We start from the raw sequence: 21,477 nt of genomic DNA on the forward strand, positions 1-21,477 counted from the left end.
CGGCGGAGGCCGCAGCGAAGGGGATGTTCGCACCTCTTCCGGAGGGAGTACCTGTGGTCGGCGGAGGCCGGAGCGAAGGCTGCATTATCGGGTGATCCTCGCTTCGACGGCGCGCATGGCCGCGGCGTTCGCGGCGTCGGCTTCCTCGTACAGGCCGCCGCTGATCAGGAACGCCTCCTTCATGCGGTAGGCGGCTTCGATGTAGTGGTCGAGCAGGGCCGCGGCGTCGCGGGCCTTGTGACCGAAACCGGCCTGCAACTGCTCGGCGGAGATCAGACCGCCGAATCCGCGCGGGTCGGCGACATCTTCCAGGCGTTGCCGCAGCGAGATCAGTTTCTCGGCTTGCCGGTCGTAGAACTCCGCGCAGCGGCGGGCGGCCTCCGGATCGAATGTGACGGTTCCCGCATGGGCTGCTTGTCGGAACCGGATGATCTCGGCTCGGCTGTCTTCGATCATGACTGGCGTACCCCTCCGTCGGTCCCGCTCAGCCTAGCCGCAACCGGTCGCCGCGGGCAGAGGGTCGGCGGTGATCGCCTCGTCAGGCCGGGATCCGCTTCTGCAGGTGGGTGGCGAGTTGTTCGGTGGAGGCGGGCACGATATGCACGGATTCGTCGGCTTTGAGCAGGTAGCGGCCGTCGTTTGCCAGGTCGAGCCAGGTGTAGTGCAGCGGCGGGGGTGGTTTCGGCTGGTCGAGATGGGCTTCGATCCGGATATGGCCCTGTGCGGTGTGCGGGGCGCGCAGCAGCTTGCGGATCGGTGCGGCGGCGCGTTCTTCCTGGACAACGGTTTCGGTATCGCGGACCGCCGCGGCGCTGGCGGTGCGCGCCGGCTGACGCCCTGCCCGCGAATCCGGCAGTACCGCCGCCAAGCGGGCGCCGAGCTTGGCGCTGTGCCCGATGGACAACCGGATGGTGCCGCCGAACTCCGGGGTGCGGCCGGGTTCCTGTACCGCGAGTACGGCGCGGTCGTAGACGACGCAACCCAGCGCGCGCAGTTCCCGGCCGGGGTCGGCGGTGGCGCCGATGGCGATCACGCGGGTCTGCGGGGCGGCGAGGATGCGCAGGCAGGCGTCGAGGTCGGGATTCGGTGGGAGGCGCTGGGCGAGTTCGGCCCGCAGGAGCTGGGCGTCGCGCTCGGTGCGGGGCGATTCGAGGACACGCAGCGGATAGGGGAGCCGGTCCAGGTCGGCTTGGCGCCATACATGCGCGAATTCGTCGGGGGTCAGGCTCCAACTCACGCGGAATCACATCCTCACCGATACCTGCGCGGGCCACAACAGCCTACTGGGTCCGGTGGTGCGGGGCGCATCCGCGGCACGCGCACGGCCGGCGCGAAGGCTGCGCGCCGGAGAATTTGTGGGTTAACACAAGGCCCGATTAGGCGATAGACAGGTTGATCCTCGGGTTTACTCATGCGGAACGGGCAACGATGTTCTGCTGCGGCAGACAGGGTTGGAGGTCGGTTCTTGCGGGTGCTCGGAGCGGACGACGCCGAAGCGGATATCGCGGCTTTCGGTGGAGGCAAGGCACGCGGACTGTATGCGCTGGGGGCGGCGGGTGCGCAGGTACCGGAGTGGGTGGTGCTCGGCACGGATGTTTTCGCGGGGTATGTGGCCGCGGCCGGTCTGGGGGAGCTGCTCGGTGCGTATGGGCGGGCCGGGGATCTCGAGACGGCGCTGGGGCTGGCGCGGCGGATACAGGCGGAATTGGCGGGAGAACCCAGCGCGGCTTTCGGCGAATCGCGGGAGGTCGTGCGGGCCGCGTACGCGCGGCTCGGCGGCGGGGCCGTCGCGGTGCGGTCGTCGGTGGTGGGCGAGGACGGAGACACGGATTCGTTTGCCGGACTGTTCGATTCGTATCTGAATGTGACCGGTGCGGCCGGGGTCGAGGATCGGGTGCGGGCCTGTTGGGCGTCGTGTTTCGCCGAAAGAGTGGTCCGGTATGCGTTCGCGCGAGGCCGGACGCCGGCGACCGAGATCGCTGTCCTGCTGCAACGTTTCGTCGTGGCGCGGGCCGGTGGGGTGCTGTTCACCCGGAACCCGGCGACCGGTTCGGCGGACGAGACAGTGGTGAGCGCCGTGTACGGGCTCGGGGAAGGGCTGGTGTCGGGGGCGGTCGACGCCGACACGGCGGTGGTGGACGCGGCGGGAGAGATCGTCGACCGGGTAGTCGGCGACAAGGACGTCGAGTATGTGGCCGCCGACGGGCCGGGCGTGGTGGTGCGCGAGGTGGCGGCCCGGCGGCGGAGCGCGCCTGTACTCGGTGACGAGGAGGTGACGGTGCTCGCCGGCCGGGGCCGGGCGCTGGCCCGTGCGCTGGGCGGGCCGCAGGACATCGAGTGGGCGATCGATGCCGATGGGTTGTGGTTCCTGCAGGCGCGGCCCATCACCGCACTGCGGGATTCGCCCGGGCCACCGTCCGCCGGAGAGGCCGGTGGACGCGGTGGGCTGCGCTTGGTTCACGGCGGTCCGGCCGGTGCGGTGGTGCTGCGTGGCGCGGGGGAACCGGTGGCGCCGGGCGACATGCGGATCTGGGACAACTCGAACATCATCGAAAGTTTCCAAGGGCTGACCTCGCCCCTGACCTTCACCGTCGCCGCCGGTATCTACGGCCGCGTCTACCGGGGCTATGCGAAATCGCTCGGCGTGCCGGAAGAACAGGTGCAGCAGACGGATTCGTGGACCCCGTACCTGCTCGGCAGCTTCCACGGCCGCGTGTACTACAACCTGCTGCACTGGTACCGGATGGTGGGAATCGCGCCGGGGTACGCGGTGAACCGCAAGGTGCTGGAGGCGGCGCTCGGTGTGGCCGAACCGCTGCCGGACGATATCGCGAATACGCTGCGCCCCTTCACCTTCGGCTCGCCGGTGCACCGGGCCTGGTCGCGGGCCCGGACCACCGTCGTCTACCTCCGCCGGATATTCGGTATCGATGCGATGATGCGGGAATTCTGTGACGAGTTCTACCGCGTGTACGACCGCTACGACGCGATGGACTATGTGCACGGGGAACACGCCTACGCGGCCTATCGCCGGGTGGACCGGGACCTCGTGCTGCGGTGGGGTCCGATGATGGTGCTGGACGCGATTCTGCTGACCCTCACCGGCGCCATGTTCGCCCTGACCAAGGCGTTCCTGCCGCAGGCGCCGGAATCCCTGCTGTACGCGATCGTGGGCCCGGGCGCCGATATCGAATCCGCGGAACCGGCCCGCGCGATGACCGATCTGGCCCGGCACGCGCACGACGACCCGGAACTGACCGCGCTGCTGTTGTCCACCGACCCCGGGCAGACCTACGAGGCGCTGCGCACCGGCGGCTACCAGGAGTTCCGCACCGAGGTCGACGAATATCTCGATCGGTACGGATACCGCAGCGTGGACGAACTGAAACTGGAGGCCCCGGATCTGCGGGAGGAACCGGCGGGGCTGTTCCTCCTGCTGCGCAGCGCGCTGGGCCGGGCCGGGGCGGCGGAACCGGCGGGTACCACGATCGACCCGGACGCGTACCTCGACGAACACCTCCGCGGAATCCGCCGGTGGCTCTACGACCGGGTACGGGCCAAAACCGCGCGCTGCGCCGCACACCGGGAGCGGTTGCGGTTCTGCCGGACCCGCGCGTTCGGGATGGTGAAACGGATGATCCGGGTGATGGGCCGCGATCTCGCCGCCCGCGGGATCATCGACGAGTTCGCCGATGTCTTCTATCTGACCGTGGACGAACTGCGCAACTGCTACGACCAGGTACCGATGCCGGATCTGCGCGACCGGATCGCGGCCCGCAAGATCGCCCGCACCTCGGATGCCGAACTCGTGGCGCCCGCGCGGTTCACCACAGTGGGGCCCGATTTCCCGGATGCGGAGCTGGCGGCGCAGGGGTGGGTTCCGCTGACCGATGTCCCGGCCGCGGTTCCCGGGGATGTGCTGGCCGGGATCCCGTCGGCCGCGGGCATCGTCGAGGGAACCGCGGTGGTGGTGGACGACCCGCGCGATGTGGCCGGCGGAATCCTCGTTGCCTACCGCACGGACCCGGGCTGGGTGGCGGCGCTGCCGTCGGCGTCCGCGCTGGTGATCGAACGGGGGAGCCCGCTCACCCACGTGGCGATCGTCGCGCGGGAGCTCGGGGTGCCGACGGTGGTCCAGGTGCCGGGCAGCACCCGGAAGCTGCGGACGGGGATGCGGATCCGTGTCGACGGAGGGGCGGGCACCGTCACGGTGCTCGCCGGAGGAGGTCACGGCGATGGATGACGGTGTTGCGGCGGTGCGGGATTGGCTCGTGCGGCCCGCCGCCGATACGGGCGTGTATTTCGCAGACGAGGGTGACGGCTGGGACTACCGCAGTTACCCCGATCTGGCGGAGCTGAGCTGGTCGGTGGCAGCGCTGATGCGCGAACACGGTATGCGGCCGGGCGCGGGGGTCTGCGTGATCATGCCCACCGGATTCCCTTGTGCCGCAGCGTTCTACGCGGTCTGGGCCTGCGGTGGTGTGTTCACACCGGTGGCGCCGCCGATGTACGGGGACCTGGAACAGTATGTGGCGCATGTGGGGTCGATTCTCCGGCAGGCCGAGCCGCTGCTGGTGCTGACCTCTGTGGAGTTCCGGGAGCTGGCGCGGCAGGCGCAGGCGGCCGCCGGACGCACCGACGAACCCGTGGTGGTCGATACGGACTCGCTCCCGGCTGCCCCCGCGCGGCGGGAATTCGCCGAACCCGGCGACTGCGCGTTGCTGCAGTTCACCTCCGGGTCCACCGGAACCCCGCGCGGGGTGCGGGTGAGCTGGCGCAACTTGGCGAACAATATCGCGATGATCTCCGCGCTGGTGGACTGGCGGCCCGGGGAGGCGATGGTGTCGTGGCTGCCGCTCTACCACGATATGGGCCTGGTGGGTGCGTTTCTCACCACTGTCACCAATCAGGGCGATCTCTATCTGATGCGGCCCGATCAGTTCGTGCGCGACCCGGTGCGCTGGTTGCGGGCGATGACCCGGGCCCAGCACTCCCCGTCACCGTCGTTCGCGCTGGGCTATGTGGCGCACCGGGTGCGGCCGGCCGATATCGCGGACCTGGACCTGTCCGGCTGGCGGACCCTGGCGGTGGGTTCGGAGCCGGTGGAGGTCGCCGATCTGCAATCTTTCGCCGAACTCACCGCGTCGCAAGGGTTTTCCATGAGCGCCTACACCCTCGCCTACGGTTTGGCGGAGGCGACACTCATGGTGACGTCGTCGGCCCGCGACCGGCCGATCACCGCACTGCGCCTGGACACCGCGGCATTGCGCTTCGGCGCACCGGTGACGGTGCTGGCCGCCGAGACATTGTCGGACGGGCATACGGTAACCGGTTCCGGCTGGATCAACGGGCTCGGGTTCTCCACCCCGGAGTCGACGGTGCGGGTGGTGGACGCGGACGGCCGGCCGGTACCCGACGGAACGCTGGGCGAGATGACCGTCCTCGGCGATTCGGTGGCGCTCGGGTATTCGGGCCCGCCGGAACCCGCCGCGTCGACGCGGATAACCGACGGGGTGCTGTACACCGGTGATGCCGGGTTCCTCTATCAGGGCGAGGTTTTCGTGCTCGGCCGGATGGGGTCGAGCCTGAAGGTGCGCGGACGGCCGGTGTTCATGGAGGATATCGAGTCGCGGGTCGCCCAGGAGACCGGGATCACCAAGGGGAAACTGGCCGCCGTGGCGATACCCGACGCCGGGGGTCAGGGGATCGCGTTGTTCGCCGAAGCCGCGCCGGGGGAGTGGATCGCGCAGGCGCGGGGAATCATCGCGGGACAGTTGGGGCCCGCGCAGACCGTCACCGTGGTGACCGGTCCGCGCGGCATCATCTGGCGCACCTCCAGCGGTAAACCGCGCCGCCGGTATATGTGGCAGCGATTCCGGGAGGGCGCCCTCGAGGGGGCGGTGGTGCACGCGACGCCGGGGGCTGCCCCGCGTCCGTCGCTGCCGGCCGAGCGCATCACCCAGCTGCTGGATGCGGCGCTGGACCGGGTCACGGTTCCCGCCGGGGCCGCCGTGCTGTTCGAAGGGTCGCTGGCCGAGGGGTTCGGCAACGCGGGCTCGGATGTGGATTTCCTGGTGGTGGCACCGGGCGCGGAGGAGCTGCCGACGCTGCCGGCGGTACTGTTCGTCGAGGGCCGGCGGGTGGAGATCCGGACCCGGTCGGTCGCGCAATTACGCCGGCAGCTGACGACGGTCGCCGCGGCCGCGGACCCGGCGGTGCTGGACGAGGATGTGCTGAACAGATGCCAGCGTTTCCTGCGATCCACCCCCGTGCGTCCGGGCGATCGGGTCGATCTCACCGAACTGCACGCGGTGCTCACCCATCACGAATTCGCGCAGCGGATCGCCGGCTGGTGGGCGGGCCGGGCGCGGCAGGCGCTGCGGTACGCGGTGGTGTGGCGCGCGCTGGGTGCCGGCGTCGACGCGGCGGATTGGCTGGCGGACGGTCTGTTGCAGGCGGTGAAGTCGTGGGCGGCGCGGCGCGGGGAAACCTATCTCGAGACGAAATGGGTTCCGGAGCAGCTGAATCGGCTGGGCGTCGATGGTACTTCGGTCTCCGGGAGATACCGCGAGTTCCGCGGCGGCTCCGGACCGGACTGGGCGCGGGCCCTGGAGTTCGCCGCCGAACTCGGTGTCGACGGAGTTACCGATGATCCGGGGCGGGTGATCCTCGCCCGGGTCCCGGGTGTCACCACCTGGCAGGTCGGCGAGCGTGTCCACATCCTGCGCGGTGACAGCGAGGTGTTCGTCCTGTCCGGCGCGGCGGCACGGGCGTGGCGTTCGGTGGTGTTCCGGCGATCGGTGGCGGCGATCCTGGACCGGGCCGGGGACATCGGCCCGGACCTGGCCGAATTCGTGCGACTGGGTTTCGTCGGAGTGCAGTGGCGCGGGGACGCCCTGATCACGGCCGCGCTCGCCATGTGTCCGCCGGTGCGGCCCTACAACCCGCCGCCGTGCCCGGCGCTTCCGGTGGTCGGGGTGAGCGGGGCCGCCGGGGCGGATCAGCCGGTGGCGCTGTCGCCGCTGCCCGCGCAGCGGTTCGTCGCCTGTGGGATGGGGCTGGTCTGGTCGAATATTGTGCTGGAGAACGCCCGGGAGGATCTGACGGGTGCGGTGAAAAACGGTCAGTGGGCGGTCGCCGAGATCGCGGCGCACCGGCTGCTCGCCATGGCCGTGCGGGTGCTGCTGTCCGCTTTCGGTGTCCATCCGCTGCCCGCCGACGTCGCTGCCGCACCGACCCTGGCCCGGGTGCTACCCGCGCAGCTCGCCGGCCGGGACGAATTGCTCGGCGCTCTGCGGGCCGCGCAGCAGGTGCGGTTCGGCGATCCGGACGGGGATACCACCGCGGCGCTGCGGGTGCTGGAGGAATTCGTCGTGCGGGTGCGCGCGGTCGCGGGTGAAGAGAACTTCCCGGCGTCGTTCGATTCCCGCGAACAATGGCGCCGCACCCTGGGGATCGGCTACGACTGGCTGCGGGTGGCCGGTTATCTGGACGCCGAACTACCCCTCGACGAAGCCCGCGACCTGCTGACCTCCGGCGGCCGGCAGCCACATATCCGGGAAGGGGAATAGACGTGGCCGAGTGGCGGCGAGTGAACCATCGGTGCAGTGTGAAGTCGCGCAGAACAGAACCGAGAGCCGATGAGGTGCGGTGATGAGTGAGCGGCAGCGACGGGCCGTCGTAAGCGATGCCGATATGGGGCGTGAGGTGTACCGGGTAATTGCGGCGATGGCGCCGAAACCGGATACGGTCTGCGCCGAGCAGAGCCGGCTCGTCGAGGATCTCGGGTTCGATTCGCTGCGCCTCATGGAGCTGACCGTGGTGCTCGAACGTACCTTCGGGCTGCCCGGGTACCGGCCCGAAGAGCTGGCGGGGGTGCTGCGGGTGGGGCAGGTCGTGCAGTTGATCCGCGCCGGTCTGGAACGGGAGAACCGCGCATGACGGGCGCGGTATTGGTGACCGGGGCGAGCGGGCTGGTCGGTGCCGAGGTGGTGGCGCGGCTGATCGCGGCGGGCCGCGAGGTGGTGGCGCTGCGGCATACCGCACCCGAGATCATCGGCACCGCGGGAAACCGCCTCGCGGTGGATGATTTCCGGATCGGCGATATCCGGCGGCCGGGGTTCGGGATGAGTGCCGCGGTGCGCGCCGAACTCGGCGCGCGCGTCGAGACGATCGTGCACTGCGCCGCGACCACCGCCTTCGATGCCACCGACAGCGAGTACGCGGAGTTGAACATCGGTGGGACGGAGCACGCGATCGCGCTCGCTCTCGACTGGGACGCCGCACTGGTCCACCTGAGCACCGCCTACGTGTGCGGGATGCGCGGCGGAGTCATCCCGGAACACGAGCTGGATCACAGTTCTGAGTTCGGAACCCGTTACGAGGCAAGTAAGTTCGCGGCCGAGCGTGCCGTCCGAGCGGCCGACGGGCTGCGCTGGACGGTGGTTCGCCCCGGCATCGTCACCGGTTCGTCGGCGACCGGGGAGATCCGCGAGTACAAGAACCTGTACACCGTGCTGAAACTCATGGTGGAGGGCAAACTCCGGTCGCTGCCCGGTCGTTACGACGCCACCGTCACGCTCGCGCCGGTCGACCATGTCGCCGATGTGGTAGCGGCGGCGGTCCTCGATATCGCGGCTGCTTCCGGGCGGACACTGCACGCCGTCGGCCGGGATACCTTGTCGCTGCGCGAGATCTCCGATGTGCTGGCCGAGTATCCGTCGTTCGCGGTGGCGACGTTCGTTCCCGAAACCACTTTCGCCGAATCGGATCTGGACCCGATCGAACGCGAATACTATCGCCGCATCGGCTCGCTCTACACCAGCTATTTCACCCGTCGGCAGACCTTCGGCACCGAACACGCCGAGGAACTCGTCGGGCATCCGCCGCCCGGCTCCGGCAAGGAATACCTTCGGCTGCTGCTGGACCACTGCCTGGAGTCGGGTTACCTCGGTGACCCACTGCCGACTATCGAAGAAGTGCTGGCCGGAACGGGTACGGAGTGGAACAGATGATCGATCACCGAGCGCCCGTAGCGGCGCGGCCCGGCACCCTGACCACCCTGCTGACCTCGCTCACGCCCCAGCGGGAGAAGGTCACCGCGTACCTGTCCGATACCTACGTGCTGGAAAGTGTGGAACAGCTGGCACGGCTGGGTATCGACGCCGCCGGTTTCGCCAGGCGGCATTCGCTGTTGCTCCTGAAACCGGACGCCATTGTGGCCCGCGCCGTGGAACCGACACTGAAATGGCTGGCCGACAATGGGTTCCGCGTTGTCGGTGCCGAGACCGTGCCGGTGAACCGGCATCTGGTGCGCGCCCTGTGGTACTTCGCCTGGAACATCGCTTCGCCGGAGCGCCGCCGCCTGGCCGAGCTGCTGGCCGCGATCTCCGACGCCCTGCTGCTCGTGGTCAGCGGGACCGACGATGACGTCCCGGCCCCGATCCGGCTCACCGAAGCCAAAGGCCCCACCGATCCGCGGAAGCGGCAACCCGGGCACTTGCGTTATCAGCTCGGACAGCACAATTTCCTGCTCAACCTGGTGCACACCCCGGACGACCCCGCCGACGTCCTCCGCGAACTCGCGATCTACTTCGCCGAGAACCAGCGCGCGGAAGTGATCGGCCGCGCCTACACCGGCGCGAGCCACGCCGAAACCGCACGTGAGCTCGCCGACGCCCTGTACGCGCGCACCCCGTGCCGGTCCTTCGACCCGGCCGTCGCCGTCGACCGGATTCGCCGTGATCTCGACCGCGCGGGCACCCCCGCCCCACCGGACTTCGCCGCCCACCCCGCCGCCGCACTCACCCGGGCCCTGGTCGCCGGCCACGAAATAGACCCGTGGTCGGCCGTGGTGCTCGGCTCCCATGTCCTGCCCATGCGGGTCGGTACCGGCCCGCAAACCCTGCCGCCGGTGACCGCCGCGGACTGGCGGGAGGAACGCGGATGAGTGTGGAAGCCGTGCAGGCGGACGTCTCCTACCAGCAGCCGATCCGCCGGGAGCTGACCCACCGGACGGCCGTCTCGGAGGTTTTCGTCACCTCCCTGGCCGCGCGCGCCGCGGGACGGTTCGTGGCCGGTGCGCAGTTGCCCAGGATGCACGCCTACTACGGGGACCATCTCGGCGCGCTCGCCGGCCGGCACGATCTGCTGGCGGTGATGGAGACCGCGCGGCAGACGGCCATCGCCATCACGCACGAGTTCTATCGGGTGCCGCTGGATGCGGTGTTCCTGGTGCGGACGTTCAACGGCACGGGAATCCCCGGACCGGCCTGGGTGAGCGGGCCCGAACCCACCGATCTGGTACTCGGCGTCGAGGTCGTGCAACTGCACGGTACCGGCGCCGGTGTGTGCGGGATCGATATGATCCTCGAAATCTCCTGTGACGGCACGCCGTTGACGACAGTGGACGGCTCGTTCTCCTGGGTGTCCCCGGGCGAATGGTCCGGCCTGCGCACAGTCTTCCGGAAGAGCCAGGGTCTGAGCCCTGTCGTCGGACCGGCGGTCTCGGTCGCGGCCACGGATCCGGCCGCGGTCGGACGGCGCGATCCACGCAATGTGGTGGTGGGCGCCGTCGAGCGGGACGGCGATCGGGGAGCCGCGCCGCTGGCCATCGATCCCAGCCACCCGTTCCTGTTCGACCACCGCCTCGACCACATCCCCGGCAGTGCGCTGCTGGAGGCGTCCCGGCAGACCGCGCTGCTGTCGCTGCCCGGCGGGCCGGAGCGTCGGCAGCTGATCGGTGTGGCGAGCCGTTTCGATCGCTTCACGGAATTGGATCTGGCGACGGAATGCCGGGCCGAGGCGACAGCGACCGCTGCGGGCCACGCGCAGGCACACTGCGTGATCCGGCAGGGCGATACGACCACGGCCGAACTGGATCTCGCCTTCCTGGAAGCCGGCGCGGCGGGATGAACGCGGCTGTCCGGGAATCGACCAGGCGGCCGGGCGGGTGCGGATGAGTTCCGGAGAGCCGGCCGGTACCGTGCGGCGCCTGCTGCATTTCACCGCGGTCATGTACAAACCGCACTATCTGCTCTACGGAGTGCTGTGGGTTTTCGCACTGGAGGCGACCATCGTGCTGCTCACGGCACCGTGGGACTCCTGGCGACCCGGTCGGGCGACACTGTGCCGGGTGGTGGTGGTCGCCGTTGTCCTGTTGTACCTGCGGATGGTCGACGAACAGAAGGATCTCGAGTACGACCGGGTGCACAATCCGGACCGGCCTCTCGTGACCGGCGCGGTCACCGCGCGTGACCTGCGGCTCGGTATGGCGGTCCTGGCCGTCGGCGCGATCGCGGCGAGCCTGCTGCTCTCGGCGCGTTCCGCGATCGCCGTCGCCGTCGTACTGCTCTACGGACTGGCCCTGTGGGGTGTCGAGCGGTTGTCGGTCCGGCTCCGGGAGAACATCCTCGCCAACCTCGTGATCACCTATCCGGTCCAGTTGCTGATCACCGCTTACGTAGCGCTGTCCGTACTCGACACCACCGGCGTGCCCGCCGGCTGGGCTTCCTACGAACCGTGTGCGGTGTGCGACGGGCGCCCGGCGACCTTCTGGTCCCTGGCCCCGGTCGCGGTGATCTTCGCGGGCGCGTTCCTGCAATTCGAGTTCGCTCGTAAAACCGCCCATGAGCGACGTCCCGGGGAGCACTACTACTCGAATCTCCTGGGTCCCGGCGCGAGCTGTGCCGTTTCCTTGCTCTTCGTCGCGGTAGCGCTCGGCGCCGACCTGTGGCTGGTGCGGCCGTGGGAGTACGAGGGCCTGCGTAGCCTGCTGGGACTACTGCCGATCCCGGCGGCCCTGCTGCCGATCTACGGTGCGGTCCGGTTCGTGCGCCACCGCGACGCCGAATACCCCGTGGCGCCCGCGGTCCTGTTCATCGTGGTCTTCTACCTCGTTCTGATCGCGCAGGCCGCGGTTCCCGCCTGACACTCATCGGGCGGACGGGGCGTCCGAGCTTCCGGGACCGGCCTGCGAGAATTTCGGAGTGCACATTGCGATCGGCTTGGTGGTCCTGGTGGCGTCGGCCGCGGTGGTGGCGGCGCTGGCCCGGCGGTTCGGCGTATCCGAACCGCTGGCGCTGACCCTGGCCGGGGTCGCGGCCTCGTATCTGCCGGTCGTGCCCGCGGTGCATCTGGAACCGGAGATCGTGCTGCTCGGGCTGCTGCCGCCGCTGCTGTACACCGCGGCGATCCGGACCTCGCTGGTGGATTTCCGGGCCAATATCGGCACCATTGCGGTGCTGTCGGTGGGCTTGGTGCTGTTCAGCACATTCACGGTGGCCGCTGTGGTGTGGTGGCTGCTACCGGTGCCGTTCGCGGTGGCGGTGGCGCTGGGGGCGGTGGTCGCGCCGCCGGACGCGGTGGCCGCCACGGCGGTGGCGCGGCGGATCGGGATGCCGCGGCGGATCGTCACCATCCTGGAGGACGAATCGCTGTTCAACGACGCGACCGCGCTGGTGGCGCTGCGGACCGCGATCGCCGCCTCGGCCGGAGCGGTATCGCTGTGGCAGGCGGGCGGGGACTTCCTGCTCGCCGCGGGCGGCGGCGCGGTGGTCGGTATCGCGGTCGCCTACCTGCTCGCGGTGCTGCGGCGGCGGATCACCGACCCGGTGCTCGATACCTCGCTGTCGTTCCTCGCGCCCTTCCTCGCCTACCTGCCCGCCGAGGAGATCCACGCCTCCGGGGTGATCGCCGTGGTGACCTGCGGGATGATCCTCGGTCACAATGCGCAGATCTGGCAGAGCGCGGCCTCCCGGACCGCCGAGCGCATCAACTGGCGCACTGCGCAGTTCCTCCTGGAGAGTGCCGTCTTCCTGATCATCGGACTGCAGGTGCGCGGGATCGTCGAGGGCGCGTGGGAGAGCGGACTCGACCACGGCACCCTGATCGTCACGGCTCTCGCGGTTCTGCTGGCGGTGATGCTGTCACGGCCGGTGTGGATTTTTGCGTGGGCACTGCTCCAGCGTGCGGCCGGCCGGCCGGAAGTGCCGTTCACCCACCCGACGGTGGTGTCGTGGGCGGGTATGCGCGGGGTGGTGACCCTGGCGGCAGTGCTGCTGCTACCGGCCGATACCCCGCAGCTGCCGGTGCTCAAACTGCTGGCTCTGGTGGTCGTCGCGGGCACGCTGCTACTGCAGGGGACATCGCTGCCGTGGCTGGTGCGGCGGCTGCGGCTGCGGGGGCCGAGCCGCGCCGAGGACGCGTTGCAGAAAGCGACACTGCTCAGCCAGGCGTCCACGGCGGGACTCGCCGCACTCGACGCCGCGGTCGGCCCCGACACACCGCCCGAAGTGGTGCGCTCACTGCGCGACCGGGTGGCGTGGCGGACCAACGCCGCCTGGGAGCGGCTGGGCCGGCCCGAAGCCGAACAGACCACGCCGACCGCCGAATACCGCCGCCTGCGCCTGGAGATGCTGCGCGCCGAACGGGAAACAGTCCTGCAGGTCCGTGATTCCGGCGGGGCCGACTACGAGATCCTGCAGCATGTGCTGGCCCGGCTCGACCTCGAGGAATCGATGATCGACCGATTCGACGAAACCGAGGACGAACAGCAGATCGAACCCCTGGTCGGCCCCGGCGACACGGCGGCCGGCTGCGCGCATCTGCGCGCGGCACCCCTGATCTGCGAATCGGCCGGACCGGACGTCTGCGCGGAATGTGAGGCCCTCGGCATGACCTGGGTGCATCTGCGCATGTGCCTGGACTGCGGGAATATCGGCTGTTGCGATTCCTCGCCGGGAAACCACGCCGCCGGTCACTTCGCCGCCACCGGCCATCCGGTTATCCGCAGCGTCGAACCCGGTGAGGCATGGCGCTGGTGCTATGCCGACGAACTGCTCGGATGAACGACGGCGATATCACTTCCACGAGCTGTTGCGGGGAGTCAGCGTCACCGGTAGCCGGGACGGGGCGGGGACGAAGTCACCGTTGGACGGCCGCACCCGAGCAGCGGGGCGGAGGACCGGAGTCCAGCAGGTGAACAGGGCGGCGGTGGCGAGGGTGATGGTCATGACGGCGAAATTATTGCCCGGACAATGCCGGGTGCCGACGCCGAACGGGAGGATCGCCTTCTTGTCGATCTGAGCTGTGCGCGCGGGCGACCAGCGATCGGGGTCGAACGTGCCCGGGTCGGGGTAGTAGCGCGGGTCGTGGTGGATCAGATAGGGGCTGTAGACCACCGTGGCGTCGCCGGGCAGGGTCAGGCCGTCGAAAGTGACCGGGCCGGAGGCATTCTGGATACTCACCCAGGGTCCCCAGTACCGCAGCGTTTCCAGGATCACCTGCCGGAGGTAGGGCAGGGCGTAGAGATGATCGGGCCGGACCGGGCCGGTGCCGGCCACCGTGCGGAGTTCCGTGCGCACCGTGCCCGCGATCTGCGGATCGCGCAGGATTTCGTACCAGACCCAGGCCAGGATCGAGGCGGTGGAACCGACACCCGCGGCGAGCATGAGGATCAGTTCGTCGATGATCTCCTCGTCGCTCAGTGTCGTACCCGTCTCGGGGTCGCGGTGCCGGACCAGGGCGGACAGAACGTCGTGGAAATCGTGGTCGGCGGCGCGATAGGCGGTGACCACGGCACCGATCTCGGCGCGCAGCGCGGCGGCTTTGGTGGCGAAACGGCGGTTCGCCACCACGCGCAACCGGCGTACGGGCGCGGGCAGCGCGGCACGCTGGACCACCTGGCCCAGCAGCCACGGAACATTCCGGCGCACTTCGTCTTTGGCGGCCGCCCCGAAATCGGCCGTGAACAGGGTGGAGGAGAGGGTGTCGAGAACCAGCCGGTGCGCCTCGTCCAGAAGATTCACCGGACGGCCGGCAGGGAGCGCCGCCGCCCACGCGGTGGCCAGATCCGCCGCCACCGTCGCGTAGTCGTGCAGCCGGCGTTGCCGCAAGGCCGGGGCGATCATCCGGCGGCGCAACTCGTGCGGGGTGCCGGTCAGCACATTGGACGCGCCGCGGATCACCTCGTGCACGGCCACGCGCAGATCCTCGCGCTGGAATTCACCGGCCGTACCGAACCCGACCTGGCGGACCAGATCCGGGGTGGTGAGCACATAGGCCGGCCGGGGGCCGAGATAGACGCGCACGACCGGGCCCGCCGCGGCGAGCGAACGTACGAAACCGAGACTGTCGCCGAGCACGGCCGCGCTGTGGCCGAGCAGCGGCAGGCGACCGGGAGCGGTGGGGACCTCGGCGAGGGTGCGGGGCATCCGGCGGCAGGGGTTATCGGTGATCAGGCCGCCGTAGATTTCCGTGATACGCGCGGTGAGCTTCGATTGGCGGACCGAATCCTGTTCGGCAGCAAGCCTTTCTCGCATGGACACGAGACAGTCCGGTTTTGCCGCGAGCTCGCGTAGTGCCGCGGCGAGGGCGCCCGGTCCCGGATCCGGCGTGCATATCCCGCCTCCCGCGGGGACCGACTCGCTCAGGTCCGGGTCGCAGTACACCACCGGCAGCCCCGTGGCCACCGCTTCCAGTAAAGCCATCCCTTGAGTGTCGAAACCTCGTGAGGGGAACAACAACACGTCGTGCTCGCGCATGGCGCGCAGGCATTCAGCATTCGGCCGCGCACCGTGGAAACGCACTCTGCCGGTCGCGCCCCGGGCCGCGACCAGGGCGCGGGCAGGCGCGAGCTGATCACCGTCGCCGTAGACGTCCAGGCGGCAGTCCGGAACCTGGAGTACTGCCTCGACAGCGGCCAGCGGACGTTTCTCCGCGGACAGCCGCGCACACCACAACACGCGCAGCCGGTGCGCCGAATCCGCGGAGTCCGCCGAGTCCTCAGTCTCCTGCCCGGTACCGCCTCTCACACCGTCGCCGTCGGCGCCGGTTCCCGGCCCGTGCTTGTCGGCGCCGGTTCCCGCAGGCCGGACCGGGCTGTCGGATGCGGTCATGGCGGGTGCGGGCGTGCCGGAGGTGGCCGTGTCGGGTGCGGCGGCGTCGGAGCCGGGTTCGCCGGATGTGACCGTGGCGGGTGCGGTGGCGCGGTCGTCCCTCGGCCCGAGGTCGTCGAGGAGGTTGTCGTCGATTCCGTTGGACACTACGTGAAGTGGGCCGGTGTATCCGTGTGACCGTAACCGCCGGGCGAAATGTTCCGAAACCACGATCACCGCGTCGGCCGCCTGCGCCTGGGCCGTCATCGTCCACCAGGCGTGCCGAGCGGCGCGGGATTCCGGGTTCACCGGCATCCGTCCTCGGTGCGGGACGAACCTGCCGTGCAGCACGCGCAGGGCCAGTGCCGCCGGGTACGGCGCGGGTGAGGTGTTCTCGATGAAGACGTCGTCGCGGCTGTGGAGCGTCTGGACCAGTGGAATACCATGGCGCCGAGCCGCTTTCACCCCGGCGACCGCCACCCCGTACGTGGTGTGCACGTGCACGAGGTCGATCGGACCCCGCGCGGCGAACACCGTATCGATCAGCCGGTTGTTCGCCCGGGTCGGCAGGACCGTCGCGAAACCGTTCACCGAGAGACCCGGCACACCCGAAAGAACCACGAGGTCCGGGTCCGGCCCGGTAGATTCCGGGCCGGGAGCGGCGAATACGGTCACGCGGTGCCCGCTGCGCTGCAGGCCTCGGCACTGGGCAGTGACCGAAGTCTGGATACCACCGACGGTCCCGGGGTGGAAATCGGTGAACAGCGCGATATGCATGTCGCCACGGTAGTCAGGGAGCTTTGATGAAAGTTGCGATTCCGTTGACGGGAACCCGGGGTGATGTGCAACCCGCCCTCGCGCTCGGGCTGGAACTGCGCGCCCGCGGCCACGAGGTGATGGTCGGCGCGCCCCCCAACCTCGTCGATTTCGCCGCGGCCACCGGCCTGGCCGCACAGCCCTGCGGGCCCGACGTCCAGCAGTTGTACTCCTCCGACGAGGGGCAGAAAGCGCTCGCGGCGGGGAGCAGTCTGCGATTGATGCAGCTGGTGGGCAAGCAGATGGCCGAATACGCGCAGCAGATGAACGGCGAAGTGATCGCGGTGTGCGCGGGCGCGGACGTGATCGTCTCGACGCTGCTCACCGAGGACCGGGCCGCCTCGGTATCGGAGGCCTCGGGTACGCCGATGGTCACCATGCACGGTTTCCCCGGCCGCAAAACCGGCGCCTACCCGTTCCCGGGCGCACTACCGCCGAGCTGGCGTCCGCCGGCGCCGGTGAACCGGGCCACCTGGGCCGTCGCGGAGAATCTGCGGCGGTTGGTGTTCATGCGGTACCTCAACCAGTTGCGCCGGGAGCTGGGGTTGCCGCGGACCACGCGGAGTCCGGCGGCGATGCTCGCCGCCCGGAACGTCCCGGAGGTGCAGATCTACGATCCGGCACTGGTTCCCGGGCTCGCCGACGATTGGGGTGCCCGTCGGCCACTGGTCGGCTTCCTGGCCCTGCCGCGGGCGGCCCGGGAAGCCGTGGGTGAACTCGCCGACGACCACAGCGATCTGCTCACCTGGGCTGCTGAGGGCGAACCGCCGGTCTACTACGGGTTCGGCAGTATGCCGATCCGCGATACCCACCGGGTACTGGCCATGGTGGCGGAGGTGAGCCGGCGGCTCGGCCGCCGGGCACTGGTCAGTGCGGGCTGGAGCGACCTGGACGCGGCGAACGCCGAGGCCGGCCCGCACGTGCGGGTGGTAGGCCCGGTAGCCCACGATCTGATCTTCCCGTACTGCGCCGCCGCGGTACACCACGGCGGAATCGGCACCACGTTCGAGAGCCTGCGAGCGGGCCTGCCGACCCTGGTCTGCTCGGTCTCGTTCGACCAGCCGATGTGGGGCGGGCAGGTGGAACGCCTGGGGGTCGGCGTACATCTGCCCTTCGCGAAACTCGAGGCCGACCGCCTGACCGCCGCGGTACGCACTCTGCTGGATCCGTCGATCGCCGCCCGCACCGCGCTACTGGCCGAATCACTACGAGCCAGGTCCGATGCGACCACCCGCACGGCCGATATCGTCGAGGCCGCAGGCCGGTGAGCGGGGTGCGCCCGGCGCGGCGAACTGCGGGACGGATCCCGTCGGTCGCCGTGGTCGCCCCGTGCCGGACGCGCGGGGCCCTGTCCGGTGGCGGCAGATGAGTCACGCCGGTACAACCCGATACCCTGTGGTGCCCGGAGCCCTCTCCGATTGGGCGGTGATGTTCCGCCGGGCCCTGCGCCGGAGCGTGCGCGGCCGGGACACACTGCTGATTTCGCTGCTGCTGCCGATCCTGTTGATGTTGCTCTTCGTCTACGTTTTCGGTGGCGCGATCGAGGTCGGCATGCGCTACATCGACTATGTGGTTCCCGGAATCATGCTGCTGTGCACCGGTTTCGGTGCCTCCATCACCGCGACCGGGGTCGCCACCGATATCCGGTCCGGGGCGGTCGACCGATTCCGCACCCTGCCCATCCACCGGCAGGCGCTGCTCACCGGGCATGCGGTCGAGGGCGTGGTGCGCAATCTCGCAGTCATCGGCGTACTCGTCGCGGTGGCCGTACTGCTCGGTTTCCGGCCACACGCCGGTATCGGCGCCGCGCTGGCCGCGGCGGGAATCATCGCGCTGTTCGTGCTCGCGATCACCTGGATCGCAGTGTCCATGGGGTTGCTGGCCCGTATGCCCGAGGCCGCGGGCGGGTTCACCTACGCCATCATGTTCATCCCCTACATCAGCAGCGCCTTCGTACGCACCGAAACCATGCCGTCCTGGTTACGCGGTTTCGCCGACCACCAGCCCGCGACCCCGGTCCTCACCGCGATCCGCGGCCTGCTCACCGGTACTCCCCAGCACACCGCGGGCCTCGCCGTGCTGTGGTGTGCCGGGCTCGCCGCCGTCGGCTATGTCGCGTCGGCCGTACTGTTCGCCCGCCGCTGACACCCGGCACAATGCCTCGGTGGAGCAGCCGAGAATACGTGTCGCCGCCTATGTGACTCGCTGCCGTGGTGCGGATATCGATCTGCTGGTTTTCGACCACATCGATATGCCGGAAGCGGGAACGCAGATACCCGCCGGGGGCGTGCGGCCCGGTGAGGAGCTGGAGACCGCGGTCCTGCGCGAGGTAGCGGAGGAGACGGGCCTGCTCGATACCGTCGTGGCGGGATGCCTGGCGACGGACCACCGGCCGCATCCCGGCACGCGGCAATCGCGCCGTACCACGTTCTTCCACCTTCGGGCTGCTCCGGCCACTCCGGATTCCTGGACGCATCGTGTGACGGGCGGCGACGAGGACGAAGGAATGCGCTTCGCCTGTCGTTTCGAGCGGCTTCCGCTCGCGATACGGCTGGCTGATCACCAGGATGTATGGCTCGGCCGGCTGGCGGACGCGGTAGATGACAACGGCCCGGAGCAGTGGCGTTGTCGGTGAGCTCCGGCAGTATGGCCGTATGACGACCGCACCGGGCAGCACCAAGGGCGAGGCCGGCGAAGTCGCCGGCGAACTACGACAGCGGGCAGAGGCGCTGCTGCGCGAACTGGCCGGTCCGGCCGCGCGGCTGCGCGACGACCAGTGGGTCGCGATCGAGGCGCTGGTGGTGGACAAACGCCGGGCCCTGGTGGTGCAGCGCACCGGCTGGGGTAAATCGGCCGTGTACTTCATCGCCGCGAAGCTGCTCCGCGCGCAGGGGCGCGGCCCGACGGTGATCGTGTCGCCGCTCCTGGCGCTGATGCGCAACCAGGTCGCGGCTGCCCGGCGTGCGGGGGTGGTGGCGGCCACCATCAACTCCGGCAATGTGACCGAATGGGACGAGATTCACGAGCAGGTGGCGGCCGGGTCGGTGGATGTGCTGCTGGTGAGTCCCGAGCGCCTGAACAATCCCGATTTCCGCGATCAGGTACTGCCCCGCCTGGCCGCCGATGCCGGCCTGGTGGTCATCGACGAAGCGCACTGTGTCTCCGACTGGGGTCACGATTTCCGGCCCGATTACCGGCGGATCCGGACCCTGATCGCCGACCTGGGCAGCGATGTGCCGGTGCTGGCCACCACCGCCACCGCGAACGACCGCGTGGTCACCGATGTGGCCGGCCAGATCGGCACCGACACCCTGGTCCTGCGCGGCAGCCTGGACCGCGAATCCCTGCACCTGTCCGTGGTCCGGTTCGACGACGCGGTGGAGCGCACCACCTGGCTCAGCGGTCACCTGGACGAGCTGCCCGGTTCCGGCATCGTCTACACCCTCACCGTCGCCGGCGCCCACGACCTCGCCGATGTGCTCACCTCGCACGGCCACCGGGTGGCCGCCTACACCGGCCAGACCGATCCCGCCGAACGCGAAGCGCTCGAAGCCGCGCTCCTGGACAACGAGGTCAAAGCCCTCATTGCCACCTCCGCGCTGGGGATGGGATTCGACAAACCCGATCTCGGTTTCGTGGTCCATGTGGGCGCGCCGTCGTCGCCGATCTCCTACTACCAGCAGGTCGGCCGCGCGGGCCGCGCCACCGAACGCGCCGAGGTCGTCCTGCTGCCGGGCCCCGAGGACACCCGGATCTGGAGCTACTTCGCCTCCGTCGCCTTCCCGCGCGAACACGTGGTGCGTTCCGTCCTCGAAGCGCTCGACCACGAACGCCCGCAATCCACCGCGGCGCTCGAACCGCTGGTCGAGCTGAACCGCTCCCGCCTGGATATGGTCCTGAAAGTGCTGGATGTCGACGGTGCCGTCCGCCGGGTGCGCGGTGGCTGGCTGTCGACCGGGCAACCCTGGACCTACGACGCCGACCGCTACGAACGCCTCGACGCGGCCCGCACCGCCGAACAGCAGGCGATGCTCGACTACCAGAGCACCACTGCCTGCCGGATGGAATTCCTGCGCCACCAGCTCGACGATCCGTCCCTCGCCGCCGCGCCGCCGGGTACCGGCGCCTGCGGCCGTTGTGACAACTGCACCGGAGAGCACCGCGACACCACCGTCGACACCGAAGCGGTAGCCGCCACCCGAGCCCGGCTCGACCGGCCCGGTGTCGATCTGGCACCTCGCAAACAGTGGCCGACCGGTATGGCCAAACTCGGCATCTCGCTGTCCGGAAAGATCACCGCCGGCGCCGAAACGGGCCGGGTCCTGGGCCGCCTCAACTCCCTCGGCTGGGGCCGCCGGCTGCGCCCCGTCCTCGACGGACCCGACGGCCCGGTCCCGGAGGAAGTGGTCGAAGCCTGCATTCCTGTTCTCCGGGAATGGGATTGGGCCGTCCGTCCCACCGCGGTGCTCGCCCTGGAATCCCCGGACCGCCCCACCCTCACCGTCTCCCTGGCCGAACGACTGGCCGCCATCGGCCGCCTCCGTAACCTGGGCGTCCTGCGCACACGTCCCGACCTCCCGCCGGTGTCGGCCGTGAATTCCGCGCACCGGGTCGCCGCGCTGTACGACTCCTGGGAGGTCCCCGACCTGACCGCCGCCGACGGCCCGATCCTCCTGGTCGACACGCTCACCGACTCCGGCTGGACGTTCACGGTCGCCGCCTGGACCCTGCGCCGCGCCGGCGCCCCCGCGGTCCTGCCCTTCGCCCTCGCCACCCCGACCTGATA

At 69.8% G+C, this 21,477-nt stretch carries 15 protein-coding genes and 1 pseudogene; 12 read left to right on the top strand and 4 right to left on the bottom strand.

Annotated elements, in window-relative coordinates:
- Positions 1 to 84 precede the first annotated feature (84 nt).
- Together ACIA75_RS09075 and ACIA75_RS09080 are read right to left on the bottom strand one after the other, a co-directional pair.
- Complete coding sequence (locus ACIA75_RS09075; protein ID WP_397101697.1) at positions 85 to 456, bottom strand: hypothetical protein; 372 nt, start codon at positions 454 to 456, stop codon at positions 85 to 87.
- Positions 457 to 538: 82 nt separating this feature from the next.
- A complete protein-coding gene (locus tag ACIA75_RS09080; RefSeq protein WP_397101699.1) occupies positions 539 to 1,237 on the bottom strand; it encodes an ESX secretion-associated protein EspG in 699 nt (232 codons plus the stop codon).
- 234 nt (positions 1,238 to 1,471) lie between these two features.
- Here ACIA75_RS09080 and ACIA75_RS09085 point away from each other — a divergent pair, with 234 nt between their 5' ends.
- Together ACIA75_RS09085 and ACIA75_RS09090 are read left to right on the top strand one after the other, a co-directional pair.
- Positions 1,472 to 4,243 carry a PEP/pyruvate-binding domain-containing protein gene (locus ACIA75_RS09085; RefSeq protein ID WP_397103423.1) on the top strand — a complete coding sequence of 924 codons (2,772 nt, stop codon included), beginning with the start codon at positions 1,472 to 1,474 and terminating at the stop codon, positions 4,241 to 4,243.
- Positions 4,236 to 5,456 (top strand): annotated as a pseudogene (locus tag ACIA75_RS09090) (AMP-binding protein); the annotation flags it as partial. The gene ACIA75_RS09085 and the pseudogene ACIA75_RS09090, both read left to right, overlap by 8 nt.
- Positions 5,457 to 5,698: 242 nt before the next feature.
- Here the strand turns inward: ACIA75_RS09090 and ACIA75_RS09095 are convergent.
- Positions 5,699 to 6,319: a Vmc-like lipoprotein signal peptide domain-containing protein gene (locus ACIA75_RS09095; protein WP_397103425.1), complete on the bottom strand. Its 621-nt coding sequence runs from the start codon at positions 6,317 to 6,319 to the stop codon at positions 5,699 to 5,701.
- A gap of 1,334 nt (positions 6,320 to 7,653) precedes the next feature.
- On the opposite strand from ACIA75_RS09095, the gene ACIA75_RS09100 reads away from it, so the two are divergent.
- From ACIA75_RS09100 to ACIA75_RS09125, 6 genes are read left to right on the top strand one after another with little or no spacing between them, the layout of a single operon-like run.
- Entirely contained in the window at positions 7,654 to 7,941 is a 288-nt protein-coding gene (locus tag ACIA75_RS09100) for an acyl carrier protein (protein ID WP_397101701.1), read from the top strand.
- Complete coding sequence (locus ACIA75_RS09105) at positions 7,938 to 9,014, top strand: SDR family oxidoreductase (protein WP_397101703.1); 1,077 nt, start codon at positions 7,938 to 7,940, stop codon at positions 9,012 to 9,014. The genes ACIA75_RS09100 and ACIA75_RS09105 overlap by 4 nt, the downstream gene beginning before the upstream one ends.
- Complete coding sequence (locus tag ACIA75_RS09110; protein ID WP_397101705.1) at positions 9,011 to 9,949, top strand: nucleoside-diphosphate kinase; 939 nt, start codon at positions 9,011 to 9,013, stop codon at positions 9,947 to 9,949. Before ACIA75_RS09105 ends, ACIA75_RS09110 begins: the two co-directional genes overlap by 4 nt.
- A complete protein-coding gene (locus tag ACIA75_RS09115) occupies positions 9,946 to 10,914 on the top strand; it encodes a ScbA/BarX family gamma-butyrolactone biosynthesis protein (RefSeq protein ID WP_397101707.1) in 969 nt (322 codons plus the stop codon). The genes ACIA75_RS09110 and ACIA75_RS09115 overlap by 4 nt, the downstream gene beginning before the upstream one ends.
- A gap of 43 nt (positions 10,915 to 10,957) precedes the next feature.
- A complete protein-coding gene (locus tag ACIA75_RS09120) occupies positions 10,958 to 11,929 on the top strand; it encodes a hypothetical protein (protein ID WP_397101709.1) in 972 nt (323 codons plus the stop codon).
- 58 nt (positions 11,930 to 11,987) lie between these two features.
- Entirely contained in the window at positions 11,988 to 13,847 is a 1,860-nt protein-coding gene (locus tag ACIA75_RS09125; RefSeq protein ID WP_397101711.1) for a Na+/H+ antiporter, read from the top strand.
- 12 nt (positions 13,848 to 13,859) lie between these two features.
- Here ACIA75_RS09125 and ACIA75_RS09130 read toward each other — a convergent pair whose 3' ends face one another.
- Positions 13,860 to 16,652, bottom strand: a complete 2,793-nt coding sequence (locus ACIA75_RS09130; RefSeq protein ID WP_397101713.1) for a cytochrome P450 — start codon at positions 16,650 to 16,652, stop codon at positions 13,860 to 13,862.
- Positions 16,653 to 16,678: 26 nt separating this feature from the next.
- Here ACIA75_RS09130 and ACIA75_RS09135 point away from each other — a divergent pair, with 26 nt between their 5' ends.
- The 4 genes from ACIA75_RS09135 to ACIA75_RS09150 all read left to right on the top strand — a co-directional run bounded on the left by ACIA75_RS09135 (position 16,679) and on the right by ACIA75_RS09150 (position 21,475).
- On the top strand, positions 16,679 to 17,959 hold the full coding sequence (locus ACIA75_RS09135; RefSeq protein WP_397101715.1) for a glycosyltransferase: 1,281 nt from the start codon (positions 16,679 to 16,681) through the stop codon (positions 17,957 to 17,959).
- A gap of 97 nt (positions 17,960 to 18,056) precedes the next feature.
- On the top strand, positions 18,057 to 18,836 hold the full coding sequence (locus tag ACIA75_RS09140; RefSeq protein ID WP_397101717.1) for an ABC transporter permease: 780 nt from the start codon (positions 18,057 to 18,059) through the stop codon (positions 18,834 to 18,836).
- A 19-nt stretch (positions 18,837 to 18,855) separates the two neighbouring features.
- The gene (locus ACIA75_RS09145) at positions 18,856 to 19,326 is read left to right on the top strand and encodes an NUDIX domain-containing protein (RefSeq protein ID WP_397101719.1); all 471 of its coding nucleotides are present in this window, start codon (positions 18,856 to 18,858) and stop codon (positions 19,324 to 19,326) included.
- Between the two features lie 19 nt (positions 19,327 to 19,345).
- A complete protein-coding gene (locus ACIA75_RS09150; RefSeq protein ID WP_397101721.1) occupies positions 19,346 to 21,475 on the top strand; it encodes a RecQ family ATP-dependent DNA helicase in 2,130 nt (709 codons plus the stop codon).
- The last annotated feature ends 2 nt before the right edge of the window (positions 21,476 to 21,477 follow it).

Source organism: Nocardia sp. NPDC051750, from assembly GCF_044453135.1.
Lineage (GTDB): Bacteria > Actinomycetota > Actinomycetes > Mycobacteriales > Mycobacteriaceae > Nocardia.